The organism is Terribacillus aidingensis, from assembly GCF_040703035.1.
Lineage (GTDB): Bacteria > Bacillota > Bacilli > Bacillales > Amphibacillaceae > Terribacillus.
The window spans coordinates 2,555,041-2,574,600 of sequence record NZ_CP159996.1 but is presented as its reverse complement, the minus strand read 5'-3'; the positions used below and the strand labels follow the sequence as shown (position 1 = coordinate 2,574,600).

17 protein-coding genes are annotated in these 19,560 nt (G+C 46.6%); 15 read left to right on the top strand and 2 right to left on the bottom strand.

Annotated elements, in window-relative coordinates; all coding sequences use genetic code 11:
- The first annotated feature begins 178 nt into the window (after window positions 1-178).
- The 14 genes from ABXS78_RS13545 (at window position 179) to ABXS78_RS13480 (ending at window position 15,916) form a co-directional block, all read left to right on the top strand.
- Window positions 179-1,453 (top strand): ABC transporter substrate-binding protein, encoded by a 1,275-nt coding sequence (locus ABXS78_RS13545; protein ID WP_366247635.1) that lies wholly within the window; start codon window positions 179-181, stop codon window positions 1,451-1,453.
- A gap of 13 nt (window positions 1,454-1,466) precedes the next feature.
- Entirely contained in the window at window positions 1,467-2,795 is a 1,329-nt protein-coding gene (locus tag ABXS78_RS13540) for a sugar ABC transporter permease (protein WP_366247634.1), read from the top strand.
- 19 nt (window positions 2,796-2,814) lie between these two features.
- Window positions 2,815-3,636, top strand: coding sequence for a carbohydrate ABC transporter permease (locus tag ABXS78_RS13535; protein ID WP_095224178.1), 822 nt, complete (start codon window positions 2,815-2,817; stop codon window positions 3,634-3,636).
- A 24-nt stretch (window positions 3,637-3,660) separates the two neighbouring features.
- Complete coding sequence (locus ABXS78_RS13530; RefSeq protein ID WP_366247633.1) at window positions 3,661-4,722, top strand: Gfo/Idh/MocA family oxidoreductase; 1,062 nt, start codon at window positions 3,661-3,663, stop codon at window positions 4,720-4,722.
- Window positions 4,719-5,687 carry a sugar phosphate isomerase/epimerase gene (locus tag ABXS78_RS13525; RefSeq protein WP_095224176.1) on the top strand — a complete coding sequence of 323 codons (969 nt, stop codon included), beginning with the start codon at window positions 4,719-4,721 and terminating at the stop codon, window positions 5,685-5,687. Before ABXS78_RS13530 ends, ABXS78_RS13525 begins: the two co-directional genes overlap by 4 nt.
- A gap of 228 nt (window positions 5,688-5,915) precedes the next feature.
- Window positions 5,916-7,088 (top strand): branched-chain amino acid ABC transporter substrate-binding protein, encoded by a 1,173-nt coding sequence (locus tag ABXS78_RS13520; RefSeq protein WP_366247632.1) that lies wholly within the window; start codon window positions 5,916-5,918, stop codon window positions 7,086-7,088.
- A gap of 60 nt (window positions 7,089-7,148) precedes the next feature.
- Complete coding sequence (locus ABXS78_RS13515) at window positions 7,149-8,108, top strand: branched-chain amino acid ABC transporter permease (protein WP_366247631.1); 960 nt, start codon at window positions 7,149-7,151, stop codon at window positions 8,106-8,108.
- A 7-nt stretch (window positions 8,109-8,115) separates the two neighbouring features.
- A complete protein-coding gene (locus ABXS78_RS13510; RefSeq protein ID WP_366247630.1) occupies window positions 8,116-9,417 on the top strand; it encodes a branched-chain amino acid ABC transporter permease in 1,302 nt (433 codons plus the stop codon).
- Complete coding sequence (locus tag ABXS78_RS13505) at window positions 9,398-10,186, top strand: ABC transporter ATP-binding protein (RefSeq protein WP_366247629.1); 789 nt, start codon at window positions 9,398-9,400, stop codon at window positions 10,184-10,186. The genes ABXS78_RS13510 and ABXS78_RS13505 overlap by 20 nt, the downstream gene beginning before the upstream one ends.
- Window positions 10,183-10,890, top strand: coding sequence for an ABC transporter ATP-binding protein (locus ABXS78_RS13500; RefSeq protein ID WP_366247628.1), 708 nt, complete (start codon window positions 10,183-10,185; stop codon window positions 10,888-10,890). Before ABXS78_RS13505 ends, ABXS78_RS13500 begins: the two co-directional genes overlap by 4 nt.
- A 769-nt stretch (window positions 10,891-11,659) precedes the next feature.
- Window positions 11,660-12,520: a MurR/RpiR family transcriptional regulator gene (locus ABXS78_RS13495; RefSeq protein ID WP_366247627.1), complete on the top strand. Its 861-nt coding sequence runs from the start codon at window positions 11,660-11,662 to the stop codon at window positions 12,518-12,520.
- A 9-nt stretch (window positions 12,521-12,529) separates the two neighbouring features.
- Window positions 12,530-13,420 carry an N-acetylmuramic acid 6-phosphate etherase gene (murQ, locus tag ABXS78_RS13490; RefSeq protein WP_366247626.1) on the top strand — a complete coding sequence of 297 codons (891 nt, stop codon included), beginning with the start codon at window positions 12,530-12,532 and terminating at the stop codon, window positions 13,418-13,420.
- A gap of 15 nt (window positions 13,421-13,435) precedes the next feature.
- On the top strand, window positions 13,436-14,812 hold the full coding sequence (locus tag ABXS78_RS13485; RefSeq protein ID WP_095224167.1) for a PTS transporter subunit EIIC: 1,377 nt from the start codon (window positions 13,436-13,438) through the stop codon (window positions 14,810-14,812).
- Window positions 14,813-14,863: 51 nt separating this feature from the next.
- Window positions 14,864-15,916, top strand: a complete 1,053-nt coding sequence (locus tag ABXS78_RS13480; protein WP_366247625.1) for a MupG family TIM beta-alpha barrel fold protein — start codon at window positions 14,864-14,866, stop codon at window positions 15,914-15,916.
- 22 nt (window positions 15,917-15,938) lie between these two features.
- On the opposite strand, the gene ABXS78_RS13475 is transcribed toward ABXS78_RS13480, so the two are convergent.
- Together ABXS78_RS13475 and ABXS78_RS13470 are read right to left on the bottom strand one after the other, a co-directional pair.
- Window positions 15,939-17,216 (bottom strand): cation:dicarboxylase symporter family transporter, encoded by a 1,278-nt coding sequence (locus tag ABXS78_RS13475; RefSeq protein ID WP_366247624.1) that lies wholly within the window; start codon window positions 17,214-17,216, stop codon window positions 15,939-15,941.
- 122 nt (window positions 17,217-17,338) lie between these two features.
- Window positions 17,339-18,616, bottom strand: coding sequence for an Nramp family divalent metal transporter (locus ABXS78_RS13470; RefSeq protein ID WP_366247623.1), 1,278 nt, complete (start codon window positions 18,614-18,616; stop codon window positions 17,339-17,341).
- 233 nt (window positions 18,617-18,849) lie between these two features.
- Between ABXS78_RS13470 and ABXS78_RS13465 the strand changes: the two genes are divergently transcribed.
- On the top strand, window positions 18,850-19,545 hold the full coding sequence (locus ABXS78_RS13465) for a FadR/GntR family transcriptional regulator (protein WP_366247622.1): 696 nt from the start codon (window positions 18,850-18,852) through the stop codon (window positions 19,543-19,545).
- Window positions 19,546-19,560 lie beyond the last annotated feature (15 nt).

The window sequence follows — 19,560 nt, the reverse complement described above, 5'->3', positions numbered from 1 at the left end:
TCTTTGGCGAAACTTGTATATACAATATTATTGAAAGCGTTTGCAATATTATGATAAACTTTTTATAACTTCTGCAGAAAAGACAAAATTTAGGGGGATAGGCTTAATCTTACAAAAAGGAGGGAATGAGATAACCGCACTAAAGAAAGCGTTTACCAAAATGCGAGGAGGAGCTGTGATGAAGCGAAGCTTTCTGATGGTTGCCTTACTTGCCGGCATTGGGCTGGCAGGCTGCTCGGCCGTGACGAGCGGAGATGGTGCGAGTGATGACAGAGTCCAGATTACATACGCGAGGGGGACGGACACGACTGGTGCCACGGATATACTAGTCGAAGCATTCGAAAAGGAGCACCCGGACATTGATGTGGTGGTGAGGGAAATGCCATCTGATACTGGGGAATCCCATAACCAGTATGTGACAATGTTCAGCGGCAGAAGCCCGGAAATCGATGTATTTGATGCAGACATTGTCTGGTCTGCAGAGTTCGGCCAGGCAAACTATGTGCTGCCGCTCGACCGATTGATTGAACGGGATCAAGTGGATATGGACGCTTACTTCCCAGCTACGGTAGAGGCAGGCAGATATAACGGCAGACAGTATGCTATGCCTGGTTATGCAGATGCAGGATTGCTTTATTATCGGACGGACATAACCGATCAAGTGCCCAAAACCTGGGATGAGCTGGAACAATTAGCCCAAGAGAATATGGGGAAGGAAGGTACTGAATTCGGCTATCTTATGCAAGCAGCTCAGTATGAGGGCATCGTGACCAATGCCATTGAGTATATTTACTCCTACGGCGGTCAGGTATTGGATGCTAATGGAAACGTTGTTATTAACAGCCCTGAAGCAATTGAAGGCTTACAGAAGATGATCGACATAACGAATAGTGATTTTGTTCCGAACAATATACTTAACTTCCAGGAAATCGACACAGAGTCTTCTTTCAATGAAGGAAATGCCGTCTATGCAAGGAACTGGCCATATTTGAATGATACAGCGAATGATCCGGAGATATCAAAGGTAGCAGGGAATGTCGGCATTGCTACGCTTCCGGCCGGAAGTGAAGGAGCTGCGTCATCACTTGGAGGATGGATGCGGATGATCAACCGCTACTCCGATGAAGTAGAAGCGTCCTGGACTTTCGTGAAATGGATGAGCGGAGAAGAAGGGCAGAAGATCAGCGCACTCGAAGGTGGTAAAGCTCCGACATTGGAAGCTTTGTATGACGATAAAGAGATCACGGATGTCAGTGCCGTTCTTGCAAGCGAGGATTTCTACGATTCGCTTCAGAATGCGATACCGCGCCCGATTACGCCAATTTATCCAGAAATCTCCGATATCATGCAAATCGAGCTTTCCCGTGCGCTGGCAGGAGATATTACTGCTGAGGAAGCGGTAGAGCGTATGGAGACGAAAATGCAAGCTGCGTTGGAATCCGTAACCAATTAAAGGAGCTGAGTGTATGAAGCAACCGAAAAAAAGACGGTTTCAGCTGAGTGAACGGCAGCTTGGTTACGCGATGGTCGCACCGTCTATCATTCTTATTGCCGTCATCATCATTTGGCCGATTATGTTGTCAGCATGGAACAGCTTGTTCGATTACCGCTTGAATGACCCGGCCAAAGCAGAGCGGATTTCATCCTTGAGCATCAATCTCGAGACCTATGCCGATAACCGATATCTCGTTTACGACACAATGGAAGATGTCAGAGAAGCGATGCCGGATGCGGGCGGGGCATTGGATGATATCACAACAGCATTGGATGAACAGCATGAAACATTATTGAATACCGATGAAGGACTTGCAGACCGGTATGAAGAAGTCAACACTATGCTGGAAAATTTCCAGCCTGTAAACGATGAGGAGCTCCGGCTGACAGAGGTGCCCGAGGAGTGGGCGGATGGCTTTGCCAACACGTTGGATGAGCAGACGGCCGCTGTCCAGGCTTTGCGGGAAGGTGCTCCTGAGGAAGCTGTCCAGCCGCTGACGGACCTGGAATCCCAGCTTTCGAATACGCAAGGTTCGATTCTTGAGCCGAACTTTGTTGGGTTAAAGAATTATACAACTTACCTTGGTGATGGACGTACATGGACGGCGATGCTTAACACGTTATTGTTCACCGTCGTTACTGTAGGTGTCGAACTTGCCATTGGGTTAGCTGTTGCTTTACTGATCAACCGTGTGTTCATTGGACGTGGGCTTGTCCGCGCTGCTGTACTCGTGCCATGGGCGATTCCGACAGCGGTAGCGGCAATGATGTGGACCTTCCTGTTTGATGGCCAGTCCGGTATCATGGCTCATTATATGGCTCAGTTCGGTCTCATTGATGACCCAGGCGCACTGCTTTCGACTGGGGCGGGCGGTATGTTCTCTATCATGTTTGCAGACATTTGGAAAACGACACCGTATATGGCACTTTTACTTTTAGCTGGCTTGCAGACCATTCCTCGCTCGCTCTATGAAGCAGCGGAAGTGGACGGGGCAAATAAATTCCAGCAGTTCATCTCCATCACTCTGCCGATGATCCGTTCGGCAATCCTAGTTGCAGTCTTATTCCGTGCATTGGATGCTTTCCGTGTGTTCGACCTTATCTACGTCCTTACTGGCGGAGGTCCAGCCAACTCGACGGAATCCATCAGCGTCTATGCTTACAAACTGCTGTTTGAACAGCAGAATTTCGGTGCAGGTTCTGCTTTGAGTGTAATTGTATTCTTGAGTGTCGCATTGCTCAGTACGATTTTCATCAAGCTGATCGGCTCGGATTTGTTCAGCGGAAGGCTAAAACAATAGGACGGAGGAGGAGAATAGTATGGTAAAACGTGCTGGCGTCGGCTTCTACATTTTTTTAATTATCTTTGTATTCCTGGTCATGTTCCCGTTTATTTGGGTGTTCCTGACATCAATTAAACCACAGGGAGAAATTTTTTCCTCCTTCCAATGGTTCTCAAGCAATATGACATTGGATAACTATGCATCGGCATTGGAAACAAGGCCGTTGCTTATGTACATGCTGAATAGCTTTGTTGTGGCAACGCTCACCACGATCATCTCCATCATTGTCGCATCATTCACAGCCTATGCGGTCACACGGCTGCCAATCCGCTTCAAAGGATTAATTCTAGGATTGGTACTTGCTGCATCCATGTTTCCGCAAATCGCAGTCCTATCACCGATCTTCAACTTTGTCACCGATGCAGGCTTGCGCAACAGCTATCTTGGTCTGGTAATCCCGTACATTACGATCAGTTTGCCTCTGGCAATCTGGATTCTATCGACATTTTTCATCAAAATTCCGCTTGCACTGGAAGAATCAGCGAAGCTGGATGGAGCTACCCCGTTCCAGACATTCCGCAAAATCATCTTCCCGCTGGCAGCACCAGGTGTGTTTACGACAGCCATTCTTGTCTTTATTGCTGCCTGGAATGAATATCTATTTGCCTTGACGATCAATACCGATGATCGCTGGCGCACAATACCAGTCGGTATCTCTTTCTATCAAAGTCAATACACCGTTCCGTGGGGAGATATCACTGCTGCAACCGTTATCGTGACGATCCCGATCGTTGTTCTCGTACTCTTGTTCCAGCGTCGTATCGTCGCTGGTCTTACAAGCGGATCTGTCAAAGAATAATAAACTTGGAGGTACTGCTGGATAATGAAAACCTTACGCGTAGGAGTAGTCGGACTAGGAAGTATTGCACGTAATCGCCATTTGCCGGAGCTTGAAAACAACCCGAATACTGAAATCACTGCTGTTTGTGATGTGGTGCCGAGCCGGTCGGAGGAAATCGCCAAAGAATATAACGCAACAGCATATACCGAATATGAAGAGCTGATCGAGGATCCGCGAATCGATGCCGTTATCGTTTGTGCTGCCAACCATTTGCACGCACCGGTATCGATCGCTGCTCTGCAAGCGGGGAAACATGTGCTTTGTGAAAAGCCGATGGCAACGACATTGGAGGAAGCGGATGACATGATCGCAGCACAAAAGGCGAGTGGCAAGCTTCTGCTCATAGCACATAATCAGTGCTTTGTCCCATCTCATCAAAAGGCGCGGGAGATGATTCAAAACGGCGAGCTTGGCAAGATCTACAGCTTCCGGACGACATTCGGTCACGGAGGCCCGGAACAGTGGAGTATTGATGGGAAAAACAGCTGGTTCTTTGATAAAGACAAAGCTTATATCGGAGCGCTTGGTGATCTAGGCGTGCATAAGTCCCATTTGATTGAATTCCTTCTCGATGAACCGATTCACGAAGTAGCGGCATTTGTCGATACGTTGGCAAAGCCTTATGCAGACGTGGATGATAATGCAGTTGCGGTATTACGTACAAAGTCAGGAATCATCGGGACACTTACGGCCAGTTGGTCGTATGTAGCGGAAGAAGACAATTCCACGATTATTTATGGCGAGAAAGGGGTCATCCGTCTCGAGGAAAGCCCTGAATACAGTTTGGTTGTCGAGTATCATAACGGAAATCGCAGTAATCATTCACTTGGAGCGATTCAAACGAATGATTCCCAGACACAATCGAATTCTGGCGTCGTGGACGCGTTTGCCAGCTGTGTACTCGAAAACAATTCCACATGTCCAATTACGGCAGAAAAAGGCCGATCCGCGCTAGCTGTCATCTTGGCAGCCTTGGATTCCAATGGCACGAAAAAAATAATTTCGCTTGCAGCAGAGGCAGTAGAGAAAGGGGAACAAGTATGAAACTAGGCGTTTTTACGGTTCTGTTCCAGGAGCTTTCACTCGAGGATATGCTTGCACGCGTGAAACAAGCAGGATTGGATACAGTGGAAATAGGCACCGGCGGCTATCCGGGAAATGCGCATTGCCCGATTGATGAGCTGCTGCAGAGTGAGGATGCGTTGAAGCAATACCAAGCAGCATTTGAGAAATACGGCGTTACGATCGGAGCTTTCAGCTGCCATGGCAACCCTATTTCACCAGACAAGACATTTGCCGAAGAATCGGATTGGACTCTGCGCAAGACGATCAAGCTTGCTGCTAAAATGGGTGTTCCGGTTGTAAACTGTTTTTCCGGCGTGGCAGGTTCTGAAGAGAGTGCAACGAAGCCGAATTGGCCGGTCACCGCTTGGCCGACTGAATATGGCGATGTGCTGAACTGGCAATGGGAACAGAAGCTTGTTCCTTACTGGAAGGAGCTTGGCTCATTTGCAGAGGAGCATCAAGTCAAAATTGCGCTGGAATTGCACGGCGGCTTCCTCGTTCACACACCATATACAATGCTCAAGCTTCGAGAGCTGACGAGTGATGCTATCGGAGCAAACTTTGATCCAAGTCATATGTGGTGGCAGGGAATCGACCCAACCGCTGCCATTAAGATACTCGGTAAAGCCGGCGCAATCCATCATTTCCATGCCAAAGATACGTATATCGACCCTGAAAATGTGAACATGTATGGCCTGACTGACATGCAGCCGTACAGCAATATCAAACAGCGGGCATGGAACTTCCGCACAGTCGGGCTCGGACACGGTCAAGAGGAATGGAATAAGATGATCAGTGCGCTGCGCACATATGATTATGATTATGTCATCAGCATTGAGCATGAAGACTCGTTGATGTCGATCGAAGAAGGCTTCCAGCGAGCTGTCGATAATTTGAAAAATGTCGTGATAAATGAACCTGCCACTACGATGTGGTGGTCGTAAAATTTGAGAGCACCTGCCATATTGGCAGGTGCTCTTTTTTTTTGTTAGATACGCTAACATCTCCTAAAAACCGCGGTTTGTCAGGGTTCCTGACAAATATACATAATATTAATAATTTTCTAAAAACTATCTTGACTTGCTTCTTTAGCCTGTATATTATTAGACCTAACTTCGAGGCGGCACGTACATAATCTTACAAACGCTGAAAGAAGCAAAGGGGGAATACAGATGAGGAAGCAAGTAATGGCTTTAGCGATGACAAGTACATTGGCACTTGGTTTTTTGGGGGCATGCGGTAATACGGATTCTGCATCGGGCGGAGGAAGCAGCGAAACAGTGAAGATTGCGCTTCAAGCACCAATGTCTGGCGGCAGTGCGACATTAGGAGAAGCGATCAAAAATGGAGCTGCTATGGCGGTGGAAGAGGAAAAAGCTGCTTTCGAGAAAGCAGGTTTCAGTCTGGAACTAGTGGAATACGATGACCAAGGTGATCCGCAGAAAGGGGTTTCCAACGCGCAGATCATCGGTTCCGATCAAGATGTGTACGGTGTCGTGGCTCATTTGAACTCTGGAGTTTTCATACCTTCAAGCGAAGTGTATGAACGTTATAATATCCCTTCTGTATCGCCGGCTTCAACAGCAACTGATGTAACCGATCGTGGATTGAAATCGGTCAACCGGATTGTAGCGCGAGATGATTTCCAAGGACCAGCTGGTGCTGAATATGCAGTCCAGGAGATTGGTGCAAAAAAAATCTTTGTCATCAATGATAAGACAGCTTATGGGCAAGGCTTGGCAACTGCTTTTGCTGAGGCAGCTGCAGAAGAGGGTGCCGAAATCGTAGGGGAAGCCGGAATCACTGTCGGAGAGAAAGATTTCAATGGTGTGCTGAATCAAGTATCAGCGGCTGATCCGGATCTTGTCTATTTTGGCGGCCTGTACTCAGAGGGTGGATTGCTGATCAAGCAGGCACGTGATAATGGTATCGATGCAGCCTTTATGGGTGGTGACGGAATGGATTCTTCCACACTTGTCGAGATTGCTGGTGACACAGTCAGCAATGTTTATCTGACTTCGGTAGCCGGCGATTCAAGTGCGACTGAATTTGCTAAAAACTATGAAGATGAATATGGAGCCAAACCGGAATCCTTCTCCATTTATGGCTATGATTCAGCCAAGGTGCTGATGGAAGGCATACTGGATGCAGCAGAGGAGAACGGAGGCAAGCTTCCTGCTAAAGATAAAGTCGCTGCTGCTGTACGTGCAGTCGATGATTATGAAGGGGAGATGACTCAGGTCAGCTTTGACGATAAAGGAGATAACGAATTCGCAAAAATATTCATTTACAAATTCGATGAAGCAAGCTATCCAGCCAAAATCCAAGGCGAAATTTCACAGTAAGAAGTGAAAAGGATATGGTCACGGAACCATATCCTTTTTCATTACAAGAAAGGAGTTGGAATGATGACACAGGTTTGGGATACACTTCCGCAAGTACTGATTGATGGCCTGACGCTTGGCGCTATCTATGCAATCATCGCTCTCGGCTATACGATGGTTTACGGCATTTTGGAACTTATCAACTTTGCTCACGGAGAAATTTTCATGGCAGGAGCTTTTATCGGAACAGCCGTACTGATCGGCTTGACTGGTCTTGGCTGGGTTGCTGTCATGCCAGCGATATTCGTTTTGCTTCTTGTTTTAGTAATTACAGGAGGGCTAACCGGTATGCTCGGCATGGGTATCGAACGACTTGCATACCGCCCGCTCCGAAAAGCATCGAAACTGATTACCTTGATTACAGCAATCGGCGTTTCCTTTTTGCTGCAGGACATTGTCCGCTTTATCACAGAGACACAGCAGAATAACTATATCGTCAATACACCATCGCTTTTCCCAGGCAGTTTGTCGATTAGCGGCTTGAACATCCGCTATTCTTTCCTCGTCGTCATCGTGGTTGCGATTCTGATGATGATCGCATTGGAGTTTTTCGTCAATCGGACAAAGTGGGGACTGGCCATGCGTGCTGTTGCGCAAGATCAGGATACTGCTTCCCTGATGAGTGTGAATGTAAATAAAGTTATCAGCGTTACCTTCTTTGTCGGATCAGCTTTAGGCGGTGCAACGGGAGTGCTGTTCGCCATTCATTATGGCACAATCGACCCGTATATCGGCTTTATCCTTGGATTGAAGGCCTTCACTGCTGCGGTTTTGGGCGGAATCGGAAATATCCGCGGTGCCATGGCTGGCGGTATGCTGCTCGGACTATTGGAAATGTTCGCAGCTGCAAATCTTTCAGCAATAACAGCGGGCGTCCTTAGCTCCGAATACAAAGATGTGTTTGCTTTCGCCATCCTTATCCTCGTATTGATATTCCGGCCAGAAGGCTTGTTCGGCAGAGCCGCAATCGAGAAAGTGTAGGTGACATATGAAAAAAATCCTGGAACAAATTCGTGGGAACAAGTGGCTACAGCTCGGGCTCTTAGTCGGCTATATCGCGCTCACTTCCCTTAGCTTGATCTTGGCACAGCGTTCGGTCGCGGCATTTTTGCTGCTGCTGTTATCGTTTTTGCTCTTGTACTATACCAAGCTGCCGAACTGGTCAAAGTGGGCAATCGGTCTTACCATCATGTTCTTCATCCTGCCATTTTCTGCGATGCAGGGACCTGCTTATCAGGAATACATGGATGTAGCAACGCTTGTCGGTATATATGTCAGCATGGCACTTGGTTTGAATATCGTCGTCGGAATGGCGGGTTTATTGGATCTTGGTTTTGTGGCCTTCTTTGCCGTCGGGGCTTATACATACGGTATTTTCGCCACAGCACAGGCGTCCAACTTCATGCCGTTCGGTACGTATCCGTTATCGGGGAACAGCTTCTGGATCTTCATCATCATCGGCTGTTTCGTCGCTGCACTGTTCGGTGTGTTGCTTGGAATCCCGGTGCTGCGGGTGAAAGGTGATTATCTGGCCATTGTTACACTGGGGTTCGGGGAAATCATCCGGATCGTTTTCAATAACATGGATCAGCCAGTCAATATTACGAATGGTGCACTAGGTTTGTCTTCGATCGCACCACCTAAGATTTTCGGTATCGAACTGCTTTATTCCAACCAGATTTATTTTGTCGTTTTGTTCATTTTGCTTTTCGTCATTTTCGCTGTTCGCAGTCTGGAGCATTCGAAACTGGGCCGTTCCTGGAAAGCTGTTCGTGAAAATGAAATTGCGGCTCAAGCGATGGGCATCCCGCTCGTAAAAACGAAGCTGATGGCTTTCGCAATCGGCGCATCATTCTCTGGTATGATGGGCGTCGTTTTTGCTGCCAAGCAAGCTTTCATTGACCCAACCAGTTTCACGATGCTCCAATCGATCAACATTCTTGTCATGGTTCTGCTCGGAGGGATGGGGAGTGTGCCCGGTGTCATCCTTGGTGCTGCCGTCGTGACCATCCTGAATGCCCAAGTGCTGAATGAACTGACGATGTGGTTCAACAGCTTAAGCACCGCAGGCATCATCACCTTGCCAGATGCCATGTCACCGGTGAAAATGCAGCGCTTCTTCTTTGGCGCATTGCTCATATTGTTTGCGCTGTATCGATCGAAAGGCCTAATACCGGCAAAGAATGTCGTATACGATAAACGCAAATTTTTATCTGAGAAGGGCACGAAGAAACGACTGCAATCCGTTGGTGCACCAAAGGAGGATGAACATGGCAATACTGGAAGTTGAGAAACTGACCAAAACATTCGGAGGATTGACTGCCAATAAGGAAATCAGCCTACGGGCCGAAGCCAATAAGATAACAGCTGTAATCGGTCCGAACGGCGCTGGCAAGACAACTTTTTTTAATATGATTACTGGTGTTTATAAACCAACATCCGGTAGCATCAAGCTGCGCGGGGAGTCAATCGGTGGTCTGAAACCTCATGCGGTTGCTAAAAAAGGTATCTCCCGTACATTCCAGAATATCCGCCTGTTCGGCCCAATTACTGTTTTGGAAAATGTACTAGTCGGTATGCATACACATTTGAGGGCAGGTATTTTCGGGACGATCTTTCATTTGCCAGGAGTGGATAAGGAAGAACGCATAGCCGAACGGGAAGCATATCGGCTGCTGGAATATGTCGGACTGGAAGAGCATTACAATGATGAAGCTGCCAGCTTGTCATATGGCAGTCAGCGACGTTTGGAAATTGCCAGGGCGCTTGCGACGATGCCGTCCGTCCTGCTGCTCGATGAACCTGCTGCCGGTATGAACCCAAAAGAGACGGCGGACCTGACAGGTCTTATCCAAAAAATCAAACAAGAGATGGATATGACGATCATCTTGATTGAGCATGATATGAAGCTCGTCATGGAAATCTCGGATTATATTTATGTACTTGACCATGGAGAATTGATTGCAGAAGGACTGCCAGCCCAAGTACGTCATGATAAAAAGGTCATTGAGGCGTATTTGGGTAAGGGAGCGGCCGAGGAACAGGAGGCGGAAGGATGAGCTATCTGGAGCTGAAACAAGTGACTGCTTTTTACGGCGCAATCCAAGCACTGAAGCAAATTGACTTGACGGTAGAGGAAGGGGAAATCGTTACGCTGATCGGCAGTAACGGAGCCGGAAAATCTACTACTCTGAAAACGATCAGCGGACTCGTGCCAGTAAAGGAAGGTTCTGTCATGTATAAGGGCCAAGATATCACCTCCCGAAAAGCCCACCAGACGACGAAGCTAGGTGTAGCACATGTCCCGGAAGGAAGAAGGATCTTCCCGAAGCTGACGGTGAAGGAAAATCTGCAGATTGGCGCATTCGGGGTAAAAGATAAAAAGCTGATTGAACAAAGGATGGAGAAAGTATTCGGCTATTTCCCGCGAGTAAAGGAACGGCTTCATCAGCTCGGCGGTACGATGAGCGGCGGCGAGCAGCAAATGCTAGCCATCGGCCGGGCTCTGATGATGGACCCTGACCTGCTCATGCTCGACGAACCATCCATGGGTTTAGCCCCAATCATCGTTGAACAGATATTCCATATTATCAAAGAACTCAATGACGATGGCATGACCATCCTGCTCGTCGAACAAAACGCCTTCCAAGCACTCAAAGTCGCCCACCGCGGCTACGTCCTCCAAACCGGCAGCATCTGGCGCAGCGGCAAAGGCCAGACGCTGCTTGCGGATCCGACGATTACGGAAGCGTATTTGGCATAGAAAAGACTCGCCGGGAGGCGGGTTTTTTGTTATGAGTTTATTGTCTTTTACACTATAGGATTTAAACTTCACTTTATTACCATGTAATTTATACTTCATAAATTATGTAACTATTTATATACTAACCACACAATCTACTGAAGATAATTATTGTTCCTTATTATTTATCTTCTTCATACTGAAAAAATTTTAACGTACAAATAATGCAATGGCGCAAGTCCCATAAAGATACACAGCCATCATTACGAGGGGTTCAATTAAATAAGGTAAATCTTCCTTTGGAATCACGAAGAAGATAGCGGTTATGAAACAGATAGTACTGGCTAATCCTATTAAAGTACTGTATAGAAGCAATGAAAAGCGTACTGCTTTATTTAAATCTTTCTTATTTAAAGGCATAATTTGAAAGCTCCTGATCTAAAGGGATCCTTTTCGCAGACATAGGAGATTACAACCGTCTGTCATTCGATGTACCGAACCATACAGAGGAAATTTAACATTACTATAAGTATGGTGACAAATAGTGAACGCTGTTATAAACAGGAAAAAGTTACTGTATTTAAATTATTGGATTTAAATTTATGATTCTAAAGATTGAAAATTCTAAATTATGTAAGCGACTTTCGATACCCACATTATCTATTCCCATAACCATGTGCAGGAAAAAATATGTAAATAATTCTCACAAAACACTTCATGAAATTTTATTTTAGTAATATAATCTAAATATGAATTAAAATTTTAAAAATGAAAGCAGGTGATCCTGACAGTGAAGGGCGGTTTAACACTGCTTCGAGAAAGCTTACCTTCGATTAAGCCCTCTGAAAAGAATGCAGCCAACTACATACTTGCTCATCCATCTGAAGTGGTAAAGCTTTCGGTGCAGGAGCTGGCAGGGAAAAGCGGGTCCAGTGAGGCGGCCGTTATCCGTCTTTGTAAATCAATCGGCGTGACAGGATACCGAGAACTGAAGCTGAAGATTGCGGGAGATTTGCAAAATGAAAGCGGTAACAAAAATGTGTTTGGTGAAATCAAGCCGAATGATTCGGTTGCACACTTAATTGAAGCGATTGCCGTGAAGCATACACAATCGATTAGCCAAACGATGCAGGTAAATGAAGCGGCAGCAATCGAGCAAGCAGTATCCATGATTTCCAGAGCAAGGAAGATTGATTTTTATGGAGTTGGAGCTTCCTATCTTGTCGCACAGGATGGTGAGCAGAAATTTGGCCGGATTGGCAAATGGTGCACGGCTTACAGTGATGCCCATCAGCAGCTGGCTTCAGCTGCGAATCTGACGTATGGAGATGTTGCTTTTGCTATCAGTTACTCCGGAGAAACAGAACAGCTGCTACCTGTCTTAAAACAGGCGAAGGAAGCAGGAGCGACGACAATTGTGATGACAAAGTTAGGTCCTAATCGTCTGCAGGAGCTGGCAGACATTCAGCTGTTCACAGTGGCAAAAGAAGCTCGCATTCGCAGTGCGGCTACTAGCTCTCGGATCGTGCAAATGTACTTGATGGATATCATTTACACAGCAGTGGCGGGACAAAATTATGATCATACGATCGAGGCATTGGAAAAATCACGGCAGGCAATTCAGCAAGCATTCCAAACAGAGCAAAAGTGAGGGGAAACAATGCTAGATAAACTGACGACAGAAAAGCGCAACGAAAGTACGATGAAGCTAGATCAGCTTTCCACTAAGGAAGTACTGCAGCTGATGAACAAGGAAGATAGAACAGTGCCGGACGCGGTCGAGGCAGCGCTGCCGGAAATTGAAGCAGCAGTGAAACAAGTAATCTCTACATTTCAAGCTGGCGGCAGGCTCATTTACACTGGTGCAGGTACAAGCGGCAGGCTAGGTATTTTGGATGCAGTAGAGTGTCCGCCGACTTTCAGTACACCGGATGACATGGTGCAAGGTCTGCTGGCAGGAGGAATGTCCGCTTTTCGAAAGGCAAAAGAGGGAGCGGAGGATAATCCAGAGCTTGGTGCAAGAGAGCTGGAGGAGATTGGATTATCAGCAAAAGATACCGTAATTGGGATTGCTGCAAGCGGCAGAACACCGTATGTGATCGGGGCGCTGGATTATGCTGCAGCCGTAGGTGCAGCAACCGTCAGCATTGCTTGCAATAAAGATGCAGCTATTTCTAAACATGCGAAAATCAGCATTGAGGTAGAAACAGGGCCGGAAATACTGACAGGCTCGACAAGACTGAAAGCAGGAACAGCGCAAAAGCTGGTGCTCAATATGATTTCCACTGCCAGTATGGTAGGTGTCGGAAAAGTATATAAAAATTTGATGGTCGATGTGAAGCCGACGAATGACAAACTGCAGGAGCGTGCCAAACGCATCATCATGGAAGCAACTGGTGCGAAATATGATGCAGCTGAGAAAGTTTTGGATCTAGCAGACGGTCAGGTAAAAACAGCGATTGTCATGCTGCTGCTTGATGTTACAAAAGAGGAGGCAGAGTCGGAGCTTCTTAATGCAGAGGGATTTGTCCGTTCAGCGATAAAAGCGTAAAGGGGAGGAATCAGAATGGCGAAGATGAAGCAATTGGCAGAAGACATTCTCCGCGAAGTTGGCGGAGAACAGAACGTCGTCTCATTGACACATTGTATGACACGAGTGCGTTTACGGGTTAAGAATGATAACAAGGTGAATTTTGATGCTCTGAAACGAATTGACGGCGTCATGGGCGTAGTGGCAGATGATACGATTCAAATCGTAGTCGGACCTGGTACTGTAAACAAAGTCTCCGATGAAATCAGCCGAATCACCGGTCTCGGTGTCGGGGAAGAAGCAGCCGAAATCGACAATCTTACCTTTGAAGAAAAAGCCCAGCTCAAACGGGAGAACATGAAGGAAAAAAATAAAACGCCGATCAAATTCCTATTAAAGCGTATCGGTAATATATTCATTCCGCTTATCCCTGGGTTGATTGCTTCCGGTATCATCAATGGAGGCGTCAGCTTCGCTGTCAATGCGGGTGCGGATCCTACGCTTAGTATCATCCAGATCCTGCAGCTCATTGGCGGCAGTTTGTTCAGTTTCCTAGCGATACTAGTCGGTTGGAATACGGCGAAGGAATTCGGCGGATCTCCGGTACTAGGTGCCATTGCCGGTATGATTTTGTTCAATCCAGCGCTGGCGAATATTACGTTATTCGGTGAAGCGCTCGTTCCGGGCCGAGGCGGATTATTCGGCGTCATCTTTGCAGCTTGGCTGATGAGTTTCATCGAGAAACGCGTAAGAAAATTCATGCCTAATAGTATTGATATTATTTTTACCCCTATCTTAACTGTTCTGTTTGTCGGCGTTGCATCTTTGCTAGTCATTATGCCGGTTGCCGGTGTGCTGTCAGATGGCATTACTACCGGAATCAACGCTATTCTTGATGTTGGTGGTGTCGTAGCAGGTGCTTTGCTGGCTGGATTCTTCCTGCCACTCGTTATGGTTGGTCTGCATCACGGCTTGACACCGATTCACATGGAGCTGATCCAGACTTTCACCTTTACAGCATTGCTTCCTGTATTGGCGATGGCTGGCGGCGGGCAGGTCGGAGCTTCCATTGCTGTCTTCGTCAAAACGCGCAATAAGCGTCTGCGGAATATTATCAAAGGTGCCTTGCCAGCCGGATTCCTTGGTATCGGTGAGCCGCTATTGTACGGGGTAACCTTGCCGCTCGGTCGTCCGTTCTTAACAGCATGTCTTGGGGCCGCTGTCGGTGGAGCTACGCAGGCGTTGTTTGCGACAGGCGCGACTTCAATCGGTGTTTCCGGACTTTCTTTAACGCCGCTCATCGCGGAAGGAAAGTACCTGCAATACTTGATTGGTATTTTTGTCGCTTATATCGCTGGGTTCGTATTTACTTACTTCTTCGGGTTTAAGGAAGACATGGCAAAGGATATATAACTATAACAGGGCGTCTGTATGACGCCCTTTTTTTACATAGGAGGGATAAGGATGTTAGGGATATCTGTGTATTTACAGGAACGTATAGAGGAAGAAAAAATCAGGCGATTTCATGCAGCTGGCTTCCGGAGTTTGTTTACATCGCTTCACATCCCGGAGGAAGATGCCTCCGCTTATCAAACAAAACTGCAGCTTCTTGGTTCAATTGCTTCTGCCCTGGATATGGAGTTGATTGCGGATATTTCAACGGCTTCGATGGAAAAGCTCGATTTGGACTGGGATACTGCAGAAACGGTATTGGATTGGGGACTGACAGGTTTACGGATAGATTATGGGATTGAGGATGATGTTATTGTCCGCTTATCTCAAAAGATGAAGGTCGCTTTGAATGCTAGTACACTTACAAAAGACCAGCTAGAGCGACTTATTCAACTGGGTCTGCGTACTACCCACACAGAAGTTTGGCACAATTTTTACCCTCGGCCGGAAACGGGGCTTGCACTCAGTGATTTTTTGACAAAGAATCAGCTGTTTCAATCATATGGCTTGAAGGTCCAAGCCTTCGTACCAGGCGACCGTAATCTTCGAGGACCGCTTCATCTAGGATTGCCAACATTGGAACAGCATCGTATGTATGGAACGTATGCAGCCTTCACAGAACTGAAAGCGTACAATGTGGACAAAATCCTGATTGGAGATCCAGATGTGACAGATGGGGCTTTGATGCAGCTGAAGGATGCATCAACTACGATTACACTTCGTGCGCAACCTTATGGTGAATTAACGGAAGCGCATCATTTACTGGAAAAAGGGACACATAATCGTCCGGATCGGGCTCGGGATGTAATCCGATCAGAGGAGTCACGGATGAGCGGGATGTTCGAGGATGCAGATGTGACACCTTTCAACTGTATCGAACGAAACGAAGGCAGCATAACCATCGATAACGATCTGTATAAGCGTTACAAAGGTGAAATCCAAATCACTAGGAGAAGCTTGCCGCAAGACGATAAAGTCAATGTGATCGGACAGGTTGTATCAGAGGATGTGCCGCTTTTAAATTATATTGAAGGCAGCAGGCATTTTAAGATCATATGGGTATAAAAAAAGTAGGCGAGGAAAATCCTCAGCCTACTTTTACTTCTTCAGAACCGCCATTGTTCAAGTACTCTTTATTCAAATTGAATTTACCTTCCCATTTGGAAACGACGATAACTGCAAGACTGTTACCCACAACGTTTACCACAGTACGTCCCATATCAAGGATACGGTCGATACCAGCGATGAATGCAAGTCCTTCGACTGGCAATCCTACAGAGCTCAATGTTGCAAGCAATACGACAAAGCTTGTCCCAGGTACCGCTGCGATACCTTTAGATGTAACGATCAGCAATGCCATGATTCCGAGTTGCTCCCAGATAGTCAAATCGATACCATACATCTGTGCGATGAATAGAGACGCAAGTGCCTGGTACATGGTTGATCCATCCAAGTTGAATGTGTAACCAGTCGGCAGTACGAAGGAAACAATGGATTTAGGTGCACCCATGCGTTCCATCTTATACATGACACGAGGCAATACTGTTTCACCACTGGAAGTGGAGAACGCAAGCAATAGCTCATCTTTCAATACTTTCAGCATCTTGAACAAGTTGATGCCTACAATCTTAGCGATGATAGTGAAGATGACAAGGATGAAGAACGCCATCGCACCATATGTTACAAGTGCAAGTTTACCTAATGGAACTAAAGACGAAATACCAAATTTCGAAACGGTAACACCGATAAGTCCGAATACACCGATTGGCGCTAATTTCATAACAAGGTTCGTTACCCAGAACATGGTCTGACTGACGCCTTCGAAGAAGTTCAGTACAGGCTGTCCTTTTTGACCGATGGCTGCTACCCCAAGGCCGAATAGGGCGGAGAAGAATACGATAGCGAGCATATCGCCCTCACCGATTGCTTGGAAGACGTTCGTCGGGATGATTTCAAGAATCGTATCCACGATAGTTCGATCTTCTTGTGTCTCGGCAGTCTCTTCATACTGAGAAATGCTTGTTGTTTCTAGCTCGGCACGGTTGATACCTTCGCCGGGCTGGAAGACATTCGCAAAAGTAAGGCCGATTGCTAATGCAATGATTGTAACAATTTCGAAGTAGACGAGTGTTTTAAAACCTAGTCTACCAACTGATTTACCGTCACCAGTGCCGGCTACACCAACAATGATAGAGGCGATAACGATCGGTATAACAATCATCTTAATCGCGCGTAAGAATAAATCGCCAAGAGGCTGTAGAATACTAACGGCAGTTTCATTGCCGTAGAAGATGGAACCAACAATAACACCTAGCACTAAACCAATTAAAATCTGGTAGGCTAGTCCAATTTTAAAACGCTTCATGTTGTACCCCCACGTTGTAAGATTAATAAATCCATAAGTGTAATAATAGCATAGCTTACTAGAATCATGTCAACTTTCCTGACAAGGAAAGGAAGGACACAGATGTGCCCTCCCCCGGCGAATCAGAATAAATTGATTAATTCGTTGACCATTAATGCACCGAATAACAAAATACTGATCCCCAATACGCCATTTGTAATCCAGCCATTTCTGTAATCTGGTTCAACGCGCTTCGAGTTGAGCAGCCATATGAGTGTAATTGCCAAGAACGGCATGAGCAATGCTCCCAGTGCTCCTTGAATCAATACAAGTCCGACCGGTTCGCCGAAGAATAACAACAGCATTGGCGGAAATGTAAGCCAAACAAGATAAAAACGATAAGCAGGATCTTTTTCGGAGACAGGTTTGTCTTCTGACTGCCCTTTTTTTCGAATGGTACGGATGAAATCCGCAAACAAGTATGGAACGCCATTCCATACTCCGATTAACGAGGAGAATGCAGCTGACCATGCACCGATCATAAACATCCAGGAAACAACACCGTTGAATTCCTCTCCAAGCATGCCAGACAGTGTGATTAAGCCTTCTTCTCCATTAATCTGGATATTGGAGCTGTGCAAGAACTCTGCCCCGATGACCATCAAGGAAAGTGTGAAGATGGCAGTTACGATGTAGGCGACGCTGTTGTCGACGCGCATCATAGAGACCCAAGCTTTTCCTTGCCATTTCTTCTCCTGCAGCCAGTAGCCATAGGAAGCCATCGTAATCGTTCCTCCGACGCCGCCTATCAAACCCATGACGAGCAAGAAGCTTCCAGCATCCATTTTCGGTATGACAATACCTTGAACGATATTCCCGATATCAGGAAGCAAGATAACTGCAGTTCCTACTACTGTGACAAACATGATACCGATGAAGACGAGCATCACTTTCTCGAAGAGCATGTATTTACCTGTCCAGATCAAGGCAAATCCTGCGAGAAGATGGATGATGGCCCATGCCCAGAGCGGCATGATCGGAAACATCGAACGCATCATCAATGCACTCGTGGATCCTGCTGCGGCACCATAAAGGATGCCCCAGATAATTGCGTAGACACCGAAATAGCCGGTTGCCCATTTACCAAGAGAGTGCCAGCCTTGCAGGATGGTCTTGCCAGTTGCGAGATGCCATCTGCCGACCCCCTCGGTGAGGAAATATTTGATGATAGAACCTAAAATGATTGCCCAGCCGAGCATCATGCCGAAGCCTGATCCGGCTACAAGAGCTGCGATAAGATCGCCTGTTCCGACGCCCGTTGCTGCGGTGACGAAGCCAGGTCCGACATTGCGGAGCTTCTGGCCGAAGGTTTTCGGAGGAGTAGGACTGGCGGGCGCCAACGATTTGTTTTCGTTTTCCATACACGTACCCCCTTCGCTACTGTGATTGTAAACATAAAAGACAGGTGTTGGCAAGATAAATTTGTAAGGCAAAAAATCCTTGCTGATTACAAAAGGAATGATAGAATAATGATTGAGTCAGAGAAACCTAGATATATCAACAATTTTGAGTCAACAAACAGGATGGAAAAAGAGATTTTGTAATTTTTACAGGTTAGTACTTGTCAGACAAAAAAGGAGAAGAAGTATACAACATGAAAAAGGAGAAGGTGGCGCATCGTATTGCGGCTGAAATATTGGAACAAATAGTGGAAGGAGATATCAAACCGGGACACAAACTGCCAACGGAGAAGAAGCTCTGTGAAAAATATGGCGTTAGCCGTGCTTCCATACGGGAAGCATTGAGCGAGTTGAAAGCACAAGGTGCCGTTACATCAAAGCAAGGCGGCGGTACGTACGTGGAGCAAGCATTTCATGGTGAATTCTTCCACCAAGTGATGGTAGATGAATCGAATCTTGCCAGCTTCCGCTATCTTTTCGAAATGCGGAAGATCCTTGAGCCGGAAGCAGCCATGCTGGCAGCAGAACGACGTACGGAGAAAGAATTGGATGAAATGCGCTCTGCACTTGAACTAATGAAGGAAGTCGATGTTGACAGTGTTGGATCACTTAAAGGGAGAAATGCAGATTTTGCTTTCCACCTTGCTGTGATGAAAGCGACACATAACCCGGTCATGATTCAGACCTTTGCCAATCTGGACACTGTCTATAAGAAAGCATTGGCGTTGTCATTTGAAGAAAAACAAGATCTTTTGCGAAATAAGCAAATCATTTACAAGGAGCATGAGAATATCTATGAAGCCATCCGGGCAGGGGAAGCAGAGCTAGCTCGTCTGCAGTGCTTGATTCATCTGCGGAATGTCGAGAAGAAGCTAACCCCTGAAGACTAAAAAGGGGCGATACAG

Bases quoted from the DNA above. Each gene is read 5' to 3' on its own strand.
- ABXS78_RS13505 (WP_366247629.1), top strand. From the start codon at position 9,398: ATGGCAATACTGGAAGTTGAGAAACTGACCAAAACATTCGGAGGATTG.
- ABXS78_RS13535 (WP_095224178.1), top strand. From the start codon at position 2,815: ATGGTAAAACGTGCTGGCGTCGGCTTCTACATTTTTTTAATTATCTTT.
- ABXS78_RS13475 (WP_366247624.1), bottom strand. From the start codon at position 17,216: ATGAAGCGTTTTAAAATTGGACTAGCCTACCAGATTTTAATTGGTTTA.
- murQ (WP_366247626.1), top strand. From the start codon at position 12,530: ATGCTAGATAAACTGACGACAGAAAAGCGCAACGAAAGTACGATGAAG.
- ABXS78_RS13540 (WP_366247634.1), top strand. From the start codon at position 1,467: ATGAAGCAACCGAAAAAAAGACGGTTTCAGCTGAGTGAACGGCAGCTT.
- ABXS78_RS13530 (WP_366247633.1), top strand. From the start codon at position 3,661: ATGAAAACCTTACGCGTAGGAGTAGTCGGACTAGGAAGTATTGCACGT.
- ABXS78_RS13480 (WP_366247625.1), top strand. From the start codon at position 14,864: ATGTTAGGGATATCTGTGTATTTACAGGAACGTATAGAGGAAGAAAAA.
- ABXS78_RS13465 (WP_366247622.1), top strand. From the start codon at position 18,850: ATGAAAAAGGAGAAGGTGGCGCATCGTATTGCGGCTGAAATATTGGAA.
- ABXS78_RS13470 (WP_366247623.1), bottom strand. From the start codon at position 18,616: ATGGAAAACGAAAACAAATCGTTGGCGCCCGCCAGTCCTACTCCTCCG.
- ABXS78_RS13520 (WP_366247632.1), top strand. From the start codon at position 5,916: ATGAGGAAGCAAGTAATGGCTTTAGCGATGACAAGTACATTGGCACTT.
- ABXS78_RS13545 (WP_366247635.1), top strand. From the start codon at position 179: ATGAAGCGAAGCTTTCTGATGGTTGCCTTACTTGCCGGCATTGGGCTG.
- ABXS78_RS13515 (WP_366247631.1), top strand. From the start codon at position 7,149: ATGATGACACAGGTTTGGGATACACTTCCGCAAGTACTGATTGATGGC.
- ABXS78_RS13510 (WP_366247630.1), top strand. From the start codon at position 8,116: ATGAAAAAAATCCTGGAACAAATTCGTGGGAACAAGTGGCTACAGCTC.
- ABXS78_RS13500 (WP_366247628.1), top strand. From the start codon at position 10,183: ATGAGCTATCTGGAGCTGAAACAAGTGACTGCTTTTTACGGCGCAATC.
- ABXS78_RS13525 (WP_095224176.1), top strand. From the start codon at position 4,719: ATGAAACTAGGCGTTTTTACGGTTCTGTTCCAGGAGCTTTCACTCGAG.
- ABXS78_RS13485 (WP_095224167.1), top strand. From the start codon at position 13,436: ATGGCGAAGATGAAGCAATTGGCAGAAGACATTCTCCGCGAAGTTGGC.